The sequence below is a fragment of the Bacillus sp. CECT 9360 genome (assembly GCF_918741275.1).
Taxonomy (GTDB): Bacteria; Bacillota; Bacilli; order Bacillales; family DSM-1321; genus Peribacillus.
In genome coordinates this window covers 46465-59720 of the sequence record NZ_CAKKNA010000011.1, presented here as the reverse complement: position 1 = coordinate 59720, position 13256 = coordinate 46465, and the positions used below count along the sequence as shown (strand labels likewise).

13 protein-coding genes and 1 riboswitch are annotated in these 13256 nt (G+C 37.5%); of the genes, 8 read left to right on the top strand and 5 right to left on the bottom strand.

Annotated elements, in window-relative coordinates:
• Positions 1-554: 554 nt before the first annotated feature.
• From LQ216_RS14415 to LQ216_RS14400, 4 genes are all read right to left on the bottom strand, one after another.
• The gene (locus LQ216_RS14415; protein ID WP_230130180.1) at positions 555-1991 is read right to left on the bottom strand and encodes a 6-phospho-beta-glucosidase; all 1437 of its coding nucleotides are present in this window, start codon (positions 1989-1991) and stop codon (positions 555-557) included.
• A gap of 287 nt (positions 1992-2278) precedes the next feature.
• Positions 2279-3388: a 5-methyltetrahydropteroyltriglutamate--homocysteine S-methyltransferase gene (locus LQ216_RS14410; RefSeq protein ID WP_230130179.1), complete on the bottom strand. Its 1110-nt coding sequence runs from the start codon at positions 3386-3388 to the stop codon at positions 2279-2281.
• A 103-nt stretch (positions 3389-3491) separates the two neighbouring features.
• Positions 3492-3592: riboswitch (SAM riboswitch) on the bottom strand.
• 140 nt (positions 3593-3732) lie between these two features.
• Positions 3733-4050: a putative quinol monooxygenase gene (locus LQ216_RS14405; protein ID WP_230130178.1), complete on the bottom strand. Its 318-nt coding sequence runs from the start codon at positions 4048-4050 to the stop codon at positions 3733-3735.
• Between the two features lie 149 nt (positions 4051-4199).
• Positions 4200-4736, bottom strand: a complete 537-nt coding sequence (locus LQ216_RS14400) for a GNAT family N-acetyltransferase (RefSeq protein ID WP_230130177.1) — start codon at positions 4734-4736, stop codon at positions 4200-4202.
• Between the two features lie 393 nt (positions 4737-5129).
• Between LQ216_RS14400 and LQ216_RS14395 the strand changes: the two genes are divergently transcribed.
• The 8 genes from LQ216_RS14395 to LQ216_RS14360 all read left to right on the top strand — a co-directional run bounded on the left by LQ216_RS14395 (position 5130) and on the right by LQ216_RS14360 (position 12565).
• Positions 5130-5954 carry an STAS domain-containing protein gene (locus LQ216_RS14395; RefSeq protein ID WP_230130176.1) on the top strand — a complete coding sequence of 275 codons (825 nt, stop codon included), beginning with the start codon at positions 5130-5132 and terminating at the stop codon, positions 5952-5954.
• A gap of 127 nt (positions 5955-6081) precedes the next feature.
• On the top strand, positions 6082-6498 hold the full coding sequence (locus LQ216_RS14390) for an SET domain-containing protein (protein WP_230130285.1): 417 nt from the start codon (positions 6082-6084) through the stop codon (positions 6496-6498).
• 335 nt (positions 6499-6833) lie between these two features.
• Positions 6834-7712 carry a LysR family transcriptional regulator gene (locus LQ216_RS14385; RefSeq protein ID WP_230130175.1) on the top strand — a complete coding sequence of 293 codons (879 nt, stop codon included), beginning with the start codon at positions 6834-6836 and terminating at the stop codon, positions 7710-7712.
• 227 nt (positions 7713-7939) lie between these two features.
• Positions 7940-8458, top strand: coding sequence for an acyl-CoA thioesterase (locus tag LQ216_RS14380; protein WP_117308509.1), 519 nt, complete (start codon positions 7940-7942; stop codon positions 8456-8458).
• Between the two features lie 19 nt (positions 8459-8477).
• Entirely contained in the window at positions 8478-8849 is a 372-nt protein-coding gene (locus LQ216_RS14375) for a hypothetical protein (RefSeq protein ID WP_230130174.1), read from the top strand.
• 202 nt (positions 8850-9051) lie between these two features.
• A complete protein-coding gene (locus LQ216_RS14370; protein ID WP_230130173.1) occupies positions 9052-9885 on the top strand; it encodes an STAS domain-containing protein in 834 nt (277 codons plus the stop codon).
• 546 nt (positions 9886-10431) lie between these two features.
• Entirely contained in the window at positions 10432-11295 is an 864-nt protein-coding gene (locus LQ216_RS14365; protein ID WP_230130172.1) for an STAS domain-containing protein, read from the top strand.
• A 907-nt stretch (positions 11296-12202) separates the two neighbouring features.
• Positions 12203-12565 (top strand): cyclic-phosphate processing receiver domain-containing protein, encoded by a 363-nt coding sequence (locus LQ216_RS14360; protein WP_230130171.1) that lies wholly within the window; start codon positions 12203-12205, stop codon positions 12563-12565.
• A gap of 192 nt (positions 12566-12757) precedes the next feature.
• On the opposite strand, the gene LQ216_RS14355 is transcribed toward LQ216_RS14360, so the two are convergent.
• The gene (locus LQ216_RS14355; protein ID WP_230130170.1) at positions 12758-13180 is read right to left on the bottom strand and encodes a DUF1801 domain-containing protein; all 423 of its coding nucleotides are present in this window, start codon (positions 13178-13180) and stop codon (positions 12758-12760) included.
• Positions 13181-13256 lie beyond the last annotated feature (76 nt).

Here is a 13256-nt window from a genome sequence, read left to right as displayed (position 1 = left end):
GGTTGTATAAATGGATGTTAACATAGAGGGTGTTTATGATACCGGCTACAACATTTTTAAAAAGCTCCCGTATGAGATTCTTTTACGGCTGCGACTTCTTCAGGCGTCCCTCTGCCACAATCATACCACCGGCATTTTTTAAAAAACATCCCAAATCATAACCAATCTTTCACATATACAACTAATCCGAAAACCCCACCTATAACTAATCCCCCAAAAACAAAATAACTTGTTTTGATTTCTGCAATATTCCATTTGTTACTATTATCACTCAAAAATAATCCCTCCAACTTAAGTATTTTAATAATTTGTACGATTATTATTGGAAAAGGTTTCAATTTACGGCTTCAATGAAATGACAACTGTTTTCACTAACCTGCCCCAAAAGATGGGTCTAGTTAAGTATTGTTATTTTTAGGTTTTCGTGTATTTAAACTTTCATAATTGTTTAAATACACTTATTCACAAACTTATTTTTCTAATTAATAAAGAGCTACCGTCGTAGCCCTTAATAAGAATCAGATGTTTTTCTGTTGAAATTGATCACATCGACTTTATAATTTTTCCCCGTTGGTTGCAATGACGTCTTTGTACCAGAAAAAGGACTTCTTCTTTTTCCGAGCTAATGTTCCACTGCCATCGTCGTGTTTATCAACATAAATAAAACCATAACGTTTGGAGAACTCACCTGAAGAAGCACTAACCAAATCAATGGCCCCCCAGCTTGTATAACCTATTAATTCAACGCCATCTTCTATCGCTTCACCCAAAGATTTGATGTGTTCACGAAGATAGTCAATTCGATAGTCATCATTGATGGAGCCGCCCTCTTCTACTTTGTCGTAGGCTCCAAACCCATTTTCTACAACAAATAATGGTACCTGGTAGCGGTCATATAATTTGTTTAAGCTAATACGTAATCCTACCGGGTCGATTTCCCAGCCCCAGTCACTTGCTTTTAAAAATGGATTCTTTATGCCGCCAATGATATTCCCTTGTGCAGCTTCTCCCTCTGCCTTCACTTTCTTCTCGGTGCGGGACATGTAATAACTAAATCCTATATAATCAACAGTGCCTTCTTTAATTAATTCTAAATCGCCGTCTTGAATTTCTAATTCGATATGATGTTCTTTAAAGTATCTCTTACTGAAGGCTGGGTACTCGCCCCTTACTTGCACATCTGCACAAAAGTAATTGAAAAGGCGTTCTTCCTGAAGGGCATACATGACGTTTTCTGGATTGGAATCAAAGGAATATACAGGTGCAAAGAGAATCATACAGCCAATTTTGGAGTTAGGAATGATTTCATGGCATGCTTTGACCGCAATGGCGCTTGCGACAAATTGATGATGGAACCCTTGAAAGGTTGGCTGGTATTTATCCTCTTCTTTTTGAATGGAAAAACCAAGACTTTGAATAGGCATGACCAGGCCGCTATTGATTTCATTAAAGGTCATCCAGTACTTTACTTTATTTTTATAACGATTGAAAATAGCTTTTACATACCGTTCAAAAAAAGTCACCACTTGGCGGTTTCTCCAACCACCATACTCTTTAACCAAATGCAGAGGCATTTCATAGTGAGAAATGGTTACGACTGGTTCAATTCCATGTTTATGCAATTCATCAAACACACGCTCGTAGAAAGCTAACCCTTCTTCATTTGCCTCCAACTCATTGCCGTTTGGAAAAATTCGTGTCCACGCAATCGACATCCGGAATGTCTTAAACCCCATCTCCGCAAACAACGCAATATCTTCTTTATATCGATGATAGAAGTCAATCGCTTCATGGTTTGGATAGTAGTACCCGTCTCGATGGATTTCAAAATCAAAACCTGGATTCAGTAATATGTTATATCTCTCTTCTCCACCTGGAAGAACATCCGCAATATTTAACCCTTTATTCCCTTCGCCAAATCCGCCTTCAATTTGATTAGCAGCTGTTGCCCCTCCCCATAAAAAACCTTTAGGGAATTGATATTTTTTCATTTAGATACCTCCCAATTTTTATCCCATAGTGATTACTATTTGTTTTTTTGTGTAATTTATTGCTTGTTCCTCAGACCAGAGGTTTGCCGCTTGCTCCACGTCACCGTGGACATCCTGGCACTAAGCTATCTGTAACTTCTACCTTCACAGTTCGGGACTCGCAGCCTAGACTTCACCCCTGCCGGGCGCGCATACAAGAAAAAAAAGGATGCAAAGCATCCCTCTTTTCGAGCAGCAGCTGATAACTTACTTATGCACCAGCATTTATGTTTTAATTAACTTTTAGATTAACCCCATACTTCTTTTGCCACATCAACGATTAACTTTAATTTGTTCCACTGCTCTTCTTCTGTCAGGTTATTGCCATGATGTGTAGAAGCGAATCCACATTGAGGGCTAATGCACAACTGTTCTAATGGTACGTATTGAGAGGCTTCTTTGATCCTATCTTTAATGGCTTCCTTGTCTTCTAACTCAGGAAACTTAGAAGTAAATAACCCTAGCACTACTCGCGGTGCATCACTTCCATTCGGAATATACTTTAAAGGTTCGAATGTTCCTGAACGCTCATCATCGAACTCAAGGAAAAATCCATCTACTTTTTCCTTATTTAGCAAGGTGGGTGCAATAATGTCATAGCTTCCGGAAAATGCGTAGTCAGACTTATAGTTGCCTCTGCAAAGGTGGGTAGTTACAAAAAGGTCCTCAGGCTTATCATCTAGAACACCGTTGACGACACGTAAAGCTAAATCAATTAAATATTCACGTGAGTATTTGGCGTCACTAAAAGGGATATCTGGGGCGGAAAGACCAGCAATATATACATCGTCCAACTGCAGGTAGCGTACTCCTACCTCATAAAAAGCTTTAATAGTTTGTCTGTATGCTTCAATAATATCCTTAGCAAACTCTTCCCAATCAGAATAGATTTCCGGGTTGATAACTCCGGCATTGAAGAACTGGTTAGGGCTCGGAATCGTTACTTTGGCAATCGCCCTATCACCAACAATTTCAACCAATTCCTTTGCATGTTGAATGAATGGGTGTTCAGGATTGAATGCTACTCTCGCTACAGCACGTACATCATGCTTATCCGTTTCCATCTTGCTGAATTTGTAACCTGTTTCCGGAGTGTATCCTTCTATCCCCAGCAGGTTCTCCATGAAGTCGGTATGCCACCAGTTACGTCTGAATTCACCATCTGATACCGCTTTAAGACCAACCTCAACTTGCTTATCAACGATTCTTTTTACTTCTGCCAGTTCTATCTCTCTTAGTTGTTCGGCGCTAATCTCTCCGTTATTAAAGCTGGACCTCGCTTCTAGCAAGTGTTTGGGTCTTAATAAACTTCCTACATGATCAGCCCTGAATGGTGCCTTTGTCAAAGTAATCGACATAAAAAATACCTTCTTCCTTTTCGTTATTTTTAAAATGTAAGGCCAAAAAATAAAAACCTCTTCTTGAAACAGAAGAGGTTGTTGGCGGCTTAATCCATGTCTCTTCTTATCTTCAAGCTCTAGAGCTTCTGGAATTAGCACAGTACGATAAAGTCTGCTGCTGAGGTATCAACGGGCCAGTCCCTCCACCTCTCTGGATAAGAATTATATTCACTTTTTTATAACTCTACCGCTAATAGTATACGAGGTCAAGGGAAAATTAGAAAATTTCAAAAAAGCGGAATACTGTCTTTATTTTGGGAAGCCGGTTTATGAAGGATATCACCAAGAAACTTTTAGCAATTTTATGATTGAGTGGAAATGCCCTTTCCTCCTTTTGGGAACAGTGTAGTAACTCTCTCCATCCCTGCAATTATTGGCTTCGCACGCTGGATTAATGTTTGTGTTGCTTCCAGGGATAAGGATGCTTGATGAGCACTCTCGTTACTCCATACTTCATAAACAAAGACAGAGTCAGGGTCGTTATCAGAGATGTTCACGACATATAATTCACAGTCGTTTATTTCATCCATTGATTGGGCAGCATCTAAAAGAATTTCCACTAAAGTATCACGTTCCCCTTCAATCGCAGTAAGCTTTCCATACAGTCCGAATTTACTCATTTTAAGCCCTCCTTATTTACATGAATCAATTAAATATTCCATACTATTATGTAAATTACCTTTAATTTACAGATATTCAGTTTATTAAGTTGTAAAATATCTCTTTCCCATTCACTATTTTTCACAAAATCTGCTTGCATCTTCAAAAATCAAAACTGATTCTTGTGACGTAAAACGGTTATAAAACCATCCAATATATCATGACTAACAGAAAATCCCTTACGTCTATAGAATTCTAAGGCGTCATCATTGCCATTTGAGACATAGATAAAATAATCTTCGACATCATCAAATTGCGTCAACCACTTCATGGACATATCAAAAAGTTTAGATCCAATCCCATATTGTCGATAATCTTCTTTAATATAAAATTGTGATAAACAACCTACGTTATTTCCGCGAACAGTAGAAAGGTCAAAAAAAGTGGCAAATTCATTTGAATAGGTTTCTTTAGAAGAGATATTGGAATATACATAACCGACTATTTTATCATCATGTCTAACTATCACAGTATAATTGTGTATTGCATTTTGTATTGAAGGAATCATCCGTGTATCAAAATTCATGTTGTCAAACAATTCCGGTTTGATGTGTGATTTCGACTTTTGAAAGGCCATAAGTTCATTACACAGATCTCTACAGTATTCAATTTTTTCATCAGGAATCATTTCATATTTTAGATTCATATTTTACACTCCTTTTATATCATTTTATTCGGAAATGAATTTATCTGCTTCATCCGATTCGTTATTGTCAATTTAGTGGGAGAAGTTTTCCACATCTTATTTTAACAGTCATTTCCTTAGTATCCGTTTAAATATCAACAAAAAGGAGATGATCAAGGTCTGCCTAGTGTTCAAACAAGACATTCCCACTCTTAATATAAGATTTCACATCCTAAGCCCATTGATACAAATAGATGTTTCAATTCTATCATTTTGATTAGATTGTGATTATACGATTTTTTCTTAATCAACTAAACTGCCACTTTTTATTAATAAGAAAGTTACACTTTCTTTTTTATATTGAACCGCTATATACTGAATATAAAGTAGTTTTTATAAGGAGAATAAATTCTTATGAAGGACGAATTAAGATATATAGGGGAAAAGGTCGTCCAGAATCATCGTATCTTGGCTCAAAATGTGATCAGTATTCCAGAGGTAGAGAAATCTGATTTTAAATTATCTGAACGTGTCGACTTCAGGGCAAATTTAATCAAATACTTTGGACAGGCATTGTACGAGGATTTGGATATTGTGACCCTAAAAATTACGGCCTGGGGTAAAAAAACAGCTGAATCGGCAATTCAGTATCAAGTATCATTAAGCGATTCATTAAGGGCAACCTCTAATTTAAGACATGTAATCTGGGATGCCTTTACTGAAGAACTGGAGCAAAGGCAATTTGCTGCCATTACCATGCTGGACGTTTCAAAAATTATCGACCCTTTAATCGATCACCTTTTCCGTATTTTCGGTGAAACATACGAGACCTACAACAACAACTTAATGAAGATCGCTTATACTGCACTCGAAGACTTATCGGTTCCTGTTGTTCCTATTGTCGATGGAATTGCGGTTATCCCTATTATAGGTGAAATAGACACACATCGAGCTAGATTAATAATGGACACTTCATTAAATGAAGGAGAACGACTAAAGTTAAGCAAAATCATTTTTGATCTTTCTGGTGTTGCAATGATTGATACAATGGTTGCAGACAAAATTTTTCAAGTTGTCAAGGCTCTGAAACTGACTGGTATAGAAACAATTATCACGGGGATACGTCCAGTAATCGCTCAAACAACCGTAAAAATGGGGTTGGATTTTAAAGACATACAAACCCATTCTCATTTACAGCAGGCCTTAAAAGAATTAGGCGTGAGACAAGTAAATTTCTAAACACGCCAATTAATTATTTTTGGTGTGTTTTTTTGGATTTTTATGTTAATTGGTTAAAACAGTTGCTTTCTTCATAATAAACCGTCAAGATTATGGAGATAAGAACATTAAAGAAAAGAACTCGAAGGTGATTAACATTATCGAAGTAAAAACATCCCCACTCACTGATGGGGAATTCAATAGAGGCGTATTTGCGACAACTGATATAGCAAAAGGTACGCTTTTTCATGTCGCACCAGTCATTCCTTATCCTAATAGAGAACATATGTTAATTGAGCACACGGTACTTGATGACTATGTGTTTGAGTATGGAATAAACCACTCTGCAGTCGTGTTAGGGTATGGCAGTCTTTTTAACCATTCCTATCAGCCTAATGCTACTTATGATATTAAATTTGAGAACCATACATTTGAATTCTATGCATACACAGATATAAAAGCAGGAGAAGAACTCCTAATCAACTATAATGGTGACGTTGATGACAAAGAACCACTATGGTTCAATAAAGATAAAGATGAAGATGGCAAGGACGAAACCGAATGATGAAATTTTCTTAAGGATTCTATTCTTGAATTTTCATTTTTTCATCGTCTAATAAATTAAAGTATTACCTTGCATCGGTTGCCCACTGAGCCACATTAGCAGGAACTCTTTGTAACTCACTGCCGATCCAATGACTGTATTATTTTTTACGTGAACAGCCTCCTGGTTTTTGATTAGTCCTTTTGCTGGCAAGCTCCGGACATTTAATATCATACCTAGGGGGTTTTTTATATGCTCTAATCTCATTTCTTTCAATCCTTTCGTTCAACGGCTTTAACCAATGTCCGTTCTTTAAGATTTGAGATTAAATTTCTCCATAAAGCAGGTGCAAGACAATGGATATCAAACATTTACAATATTTTATTGAGGTGACAAAGTTTAATAGTTTTTCCCGTGCGGCTGATCATTTGTATATCACCCAACCAACGATCAGTAAAATGATTAAAAACTTGGAGACGGAGTTGGGAGTTACTCTTTTTGATCGGTCCCGGAAGAAATTGATACTAACGGATGCAGGCAGAATCATTTTAGAGCAAGCGAAACTGATTGATCAAGCATTTAACAATTTGGAAACGGAATTGGACAACCTGCGTGGGCTGGAAAAAGGGCATATTCGCATTGGACTGCCACCTATATTCGATGCTCACATTTTCCTGAAAATCGTTGGTTCCTTTCATGAATTGCATCCGGGTATCACGTTCCAATTGGTCGAAGATGGTTCAAAGAAAATAGAAGAGGATGTGGCTAACAATCTTCTGGATGTTGGGGTAGTTGTCCTCCCTACCAATAACGATGTCTTTCAGCATTTCTCATTCATGGAAGAAGATTTATTGCTCATCCTTCCTCCATCACACCCATTAGCTGAAAATGAGGAAATAAACTTAGCAGATTTGGCCAATGAATCCTTTATCATGTTTAATAAGGACTTTGTTTTATACGATCGGATTATCGCCTCATGTAATCAGGCTGGATTCAACCCGCATATTATCTCTGAAAGTTCACAGTGGTCGTTTATTGAAGAAATGGTTGCCTGGAAACTAGGGGTGTCTCTTTTGCCAGAAAGTATTTGCTCCCATTTAACGAAAGATGTAAAGCCAGTTAGAGTATTGAACCCCTCAATCAGCTGGAACCTGGCGCTTATATGGGGAAAAGATCAATATTTGTCCTATGCTGCAAAAGAATGGCTTCAATTCACAAAAGAACGACTTTCCTAAACAAATATCCTGACGGTTCTGATTTTAAAGAATCGTCTTTTTTATGCCGAAATTTCCCTATGCATTTAGGTTATACATGTAAGCATTTACATAGATTTTATCTATACTAGAGATAAAATTTAACCATTTTACTATCCAAAAATAGGGGCGTACACTTGTTACAGGCACCAAATAACCTTTTGGGGCACATGCATCTCGGATTTTGACATGAAAGGGAGCCACCTCATATGGAACCAAAAAAAGCTAAAGAAAGCCGGATTATTAATACTGCTCAAGTATTATTAACTGATTTAAATAACTATAATACCCTATTTGGCGGAGTGTTGATGAAAAAGCTGGATGACGCCGCGACTTTATCTGCACGCAGACATTCCAGAGTGAAAGAATGTGTAACTGCTTCCACGGATTCGATTGATTTCTTATGTCCAATCCATCAAACAGATTCAGTCTGTGTCGAATCCTTTGTAACCTATACAGGAACAACCTCAATGGAAATATTTTGCAAAGTAATTGCTGAAGATATATTAACCGGCGAACGTAGAATCGCCGCTACTGCATTTTTAACTTTTGTAGCCCTTGGTAAGGATAAACGACCGGTTGACGTACCAGGCATCGTGCCAGAAACAGAAGAAGAGATATTTCTTTATAATACTGGCAAAGAAAGAGCGGAGATGCGTAAGTTCAGAAGACAGAAAAGTAAAGAATTAGCTGCTTATATTACTGTTAAAAAACCATGGGATGAATAAACAATAGGAGGAAACATTCATGATAACTTTATCAAGCCAAGATGAGTTACAAGAGACGAAAGAAGCTTTAGATAAGTTACAGAATTCTTATCCTGCCCTTTTTGAAAAGCTTGTTGATGTAATCAATCTAACTCGCGCTTTTCAATTCAAGTATCAATATATGGGCTGTTTACTTACAGACGAGCATCCAGGCAATCATACCCCTAATTTTGTACAAGGATCTGTTTTACGCTTGTATAAAAAGGAATTACAAAAGGTAAAAGATGATATGCATTGCCAAGTAGTGAAACAAGTGTTCACTGATTTCAGAAATGTGGGCTATGCCAAAATCAGCCTGCTAGCGATTGGAATGTCACCTGAATCATTAACAGGCGCTTCTATTATTCAGTAACAAAGAACAATCTAACTAACAACACCCCACAAAAGCGTGAAAGGCTGTCCTCATCGGACAGCTTTTTTTACAATTCGCCGTCTTACTTATACGGCAGAAATTCATTGAAAAAAACCTCTTCATCAATAGTCAAGATGTGAAACAATTGATAGAATGTAAGAGTAAATATTCCCAGTTAATAATGTGAACAGGAGTGAAAGATATGGGGCTAGCCCTGGAAAAAGATTATGTGGATTATTTTTCCCATCATAGTAATGAATTTCAAAATGAATTGTTAAATGAAGCCGTCAATGTACGTGATAAGATTGAAGACATTTTATTAGTCGGAAATATTGACCTCTTAAACAACGCCCATAAGCTGGTCATGTTTGTACTTGCCGGAAATGAATTGGAATTGGGAAAATTCTCTAATGAAGAAGGCGTATCATGGGCAAGCCATAGTTTGACCTTATCTTTTAAGCTTGAGTGGGTCCAATCTATCCGCAGGACGTTGTGGAAACATCTACAACAATTTGAGGAAGAGAGAGAAAAAAATGCGTCTCATGAGAATTTTTTCAACCTTGAAAAACAAGTGAACGATCGAATCGACCAGTTCTTAAATGGTTTTTTCCTGAGTTATTCTAATTATAAGGATGAGTTGATTCATGCACAGCAGGTTTTAGTTGAAGATCTTTCCGTTCCGATCATTCCCATTACCCCAAAAGTGTGCGTGCTGCCTTTAATCGGAAAAATGGACATGTACAGGTCGAACACAATCGAAGAGAAAGTATTGATGGAAATCGGAAAGTTGCGAATTGAAACCTTGGTAATGGATCTCTCTGGCATCGCCCAAATGGAGACAGAAGTTATCGATCATCTGATGAAGATCATCGACGGGACGAATATGATGGGATGCGAGTGCGTGATTACGGGGCTGCGCCCTGAAATTGTACGAAAAATCACCAGGCTTGGGTTAACGTTTGAAAGGAAAGCGGAAACAAAAGCTACCCTGCAACAGGCATTGGAAGATTACTTGGTTAGCCCTAATAGCTTGTAAACTCGCAATTATGTCGGGCTGAATCCAAAGCTTATTACCAGCACAGGATGAAGGACGAAAAACCGAATATTCTCATAAAAAAACCGCGTACCTGATAACAGGCATGCGGTTTCGTCATTTATTAATAGGCCAACACGGTCAGTTCTTCCATACCGCTGCAAGCTACCTTCTCTAGATATAAACCCTTATATATATAAGAAGGTTCCACCCCATTTACATAACATTATCAATCCGCACGTTATTCTTTTTCATTATTTATCCCCCTTCCCTTCATTAACCTTCATGTGCTTTTAATAATATAAATCTGTTGTATACCATCTTTGCTTTTTTGCTAACCTGTCCCGTTAGCTTTAAAACAGTGTTGTTTCCACCAAAAAACCACATAGATTAGGAAAGACGGTTTGTGAAGTTATGATGCAATTTTGTGCTACATTCAGAATATCGGCAAACATTGGATAAGGCTTGCAAGTTGTCAGGAAAAGTAGGGAAGTTTATTATTGATATGAATTTAACCTAAGTAGCCATTGTATTTTGAAAGGTGATTTTATGAGCTGGAATATGGAAGAAGTAGCAAAAAAGGTAACGGAACAAAAATACGAGCTAGCCGAAAAAATTACTGCTATTCAGAACAATAAACATCCGGAACAACAAGTACCCATATCCAAGTCGTTAATGGATGAGAGAGTAAAATTGATTGATATGTACCAGGAGCTATTGACCGACCCGCTAGAAGTAGCCTTGCAGAAAATTTCTATCTGGGGAGAACAAACTGGGGAATACTGTTCCAATTTGGGAATGACCATTGATGTGGCCTTGGATGAATTACCGATTTACCGTGAAGTAATGGCTGGTGTGATTACTCAGGAGGCTAGTGCACAAGAGGCCTCGTTTGACGAGTACAGTGAGTCACTGACGAAACTGCACCGAATCATTGACCAGGCCGCCCAGAGCTTTAGTGCGGCTTTTGTGAATCACCACAATCGATTAATGGAAACGGCCAGGACGGCTCTCAATGAACTATCGGTGCCCGTGGTCCCTCTTGAAGATGGTGTCGCAGTTCTCCCCATTATCGGGATGATTGATACCGACCGTGCAAAATTCTTGTTGGAAGAATCGTTAAAACAGAGCACCAAATTAAATGTCTCCTATTTCATTTTGGACCTTTCAGGTGTACCGATCATTGATACTATGGTCGCCCAACAGCTTTTCCAAGTCATTGATTCCTTGCGTCTTCTTGGAGTGGAAGCTGTCATCACAGGCATTCGTCCGGAAATTGCCCAAACCATGGTCAGTCTTGGGATTGATTTTAACAACATTAAGACCTATGCCACCCTGAAGCAAGCCTTGCATGCGTATAGGAAAACCGCACAGGAAGTAAAAACAGGTACTATTCGAACAATTCTTAGATAGTAAGTTAAGAACAGAGAAAATGCACAAACCACTGCCTGGTTAAGGCAGTGGATTTTTATTAACCCCTATTACTCGCAATATTCAACACTTAATGGCATGTTGAGATCTAAGTTATCCTTCACAAAATTGGTAATTCTTCTACCGCTCAAATCAATTTCCACATAAAAACGAATAGTTACATATTTTCAATCATATTTCTGCTGCAATTGTTTCTGTTATTGCTGATAATCCCGTTAGTGTGACAAATATCCCACTCCTGAACATATCCGGCTTTTAAATTAGGTAAACTCATATTTTAGGTCTAAACTGTATGAGGGAGGAATTAAAGCTTAAAGGTGAATTTATGTAGGGAGAAATTAATGGCATTAACAGATTATGAAAAGTCAATTTTTATTAAAGAGTTAGAAATATTATGCTCAGAATATCTCAAATGCCTTGATAGCAAGTTAAGGATTGTCATATTAGAAGATATACTCCTTATAAGTTGTGCTATTTCAATAAGTTAGTGTAATTAAACGTCTTACACTAATCACTGCCTGCTAAGTATTTAATTCCTGCTTTTTTATGCACTGTTTAAGTTTTTGTACAGTCATTCTTGTCATCCTTCGATAGAAATGAAGGTTATTTTCTTTGCGAAATCTCCTGGGATTCTTTCACTAGGATTAGTTTCGTAATGGTTAACATACCACCCATTATGAAGGCTATCAAACAAACATATTGTACGCTTAGCTAATGAACCATCTAGCGAGGAGGAAAGGTATAGCCCTTTTAGAATATATTACCTTTTTTGTCGATTAGTCGCCATTCTGATGAGACTTGTGTTAAACTTTATATATGAAATCAAATTATCTAGGGCATAACCGACTTTTCTTAGTTACTCCCTACATAAAGGAAGGAGTATGATTAATTGGAGAATATTAACGTTTTCCTTGATGACTGTCGGAAAGCGCCTAGTGGCTATGTGTTAGTCGAGACTATTGACGAGTGTATAGAGCTATTGCGAAACTTTAAAATTGAACATCTCTCTTTGGACCACGATTTATTAAATAGAACTAGGAATGGTTTGATGCTTGTACAAATGATGATTAAAGAAAAATTATTTGCTAACCGCATTACTATTCATTCTGCCAATTCAGCTGCCGGTAAAGCGATGTACAACAGTTTGAAACAGGCACAACGCGATTCTATAATGTCGCATTCCACTATTGTAGCTTTAAGGCCCCTACCCCTCCATTTCTTCCCGACACATCTTCTTCAGCATTATTTATAAACTCATCTCTTTGGCATTTTATCCACGGCATTCACTTTCATTTAAATCTGTTAGTAGGGATTTAAACAAGAGTAAGGCGACTGAGTCCCAAATGAAAGCCTTGATTTTCCTTTAATAAAACTGACGTCAAAGGACAACTCTATCAGAGTTGCCCTTTTTAAAATCTTCGTTCAACTAATCTCTTTAGACATTTTAATTATTCGGATACATTTCTTTCAAAAACGCAACAGATTGGTTAATTAATGCTTTTAAAACATCCACATCAATGTCTGCTACTTTATTGATATAGACACACGCTTTTCCAGTCGTGTGCTTTCCAAAGTCCTGTAACAATTCTTCCCGTTTTGTGTCACCCGTGGCAAAATACAAACTGATTTTGGCTTTTCGAGGTGAAAAGCCAACCATTGCCGCATCGCCTTCATGACCGGATTCATATTTATAATGATATGAGCCAAATCCAATAATACTCGGTCCCCACATCTTCGCTTTATAACCGGTCGTTTCTGTAAAGATATCTAATAATTTATATGCATCTTCACGTTTTTTAGGACTTTCGACATTTTCAATAAACTCAATGACACTGCTTTCGGTTTCTTTTGTTTTTAGTTCGTACATAATTAGACTCTCTCCTTTTCTTAAGTAAAAGATAGTTACTTTTTAAATTAAGTACGGGATACAGACGGTTGAATCA

Excerpts from the sequence above, each read along its gene's own strand:
- LQ216_RS14415 (WP_230130180.1), bottom strand. The coding sequence starts at position 1,991 with ATGAAAAAATATCAATTCCCTAAAGGTTTTTTATGGGGAGGGGCAACA.
- LQ216_RS14410 (WP_230130179.1), bottom strand. The coding sequence starts at position 3,388 with ATGTCGATTACTTTGACAAAGGCACCATTCAGGGCTGATCATGTAGGA.
- LQ216_RS14405 (WP_230130178.1), bottom strand. The coding sequence starts at position 4,050 with ATGAGTAAATTCGGACTGTATGGAAAGCTTACTGCGATTGAAGGGGAA.
- LQ216_RS14400 (WP_230130177.1), bottom strand. The coding sequence starts at position 4,736 with ATGAATCTAAAATATGAAATGATTCCTGATGAAAAAATTGAATACTGT.
- LQ216_RS14395 (WP_230130176.1), top strand. The coding sequence starts at position 5,130 with ATGAAGGACGAATTAAGATATATAGGGGAAAAGGTCGTCCAGAATCAT.
- LQ216_RS14385 (WP_230130175.1), top strand. The coding sequence starts at position 6,834 with ATGGATATCAAACATTTACAATATTTTATTGAGGTGACAAAGTTTAAT.
- LQ216_RS14380 (WP_117308509.1), top strand. The coding sequence starts at position 7,940 with ATGGAACCAAAAAAAGCTAAAGAAAGCCGGATTATTAATACTGCTCAA.
- LQ216_RS14375 (WP_230130174.1), top strand. The coding sequence starts at position 8,478 with ATGATAACTTTATCAAGCCAAGATGAGTTACAAGAGACGAAAGAAGCT.
- LQ216_RS14370 (WP_230130173.1), top strand. The coding sequence starts at position 9,052 with ATGGGGCTAGCCCTGGAAAAAGATTATGTGGATTATTTTTCCCATCAT.
- LQ216_RS14365 (WP_230130172.1), top strand. The coding sequence starts at position 10,432 with ATGAGCTGGAATATGGAAGAAGTAGCAAAAAAGGTAACGGAACAAAAA.
- LQ216_RS14355 (WP_230130170.1), bottom strand. The coding sequence starts at position 13,180 with ATGTACGAACTAAAAACAAAAGAAACCGAAAGCAGTGTCATTGAGTTT.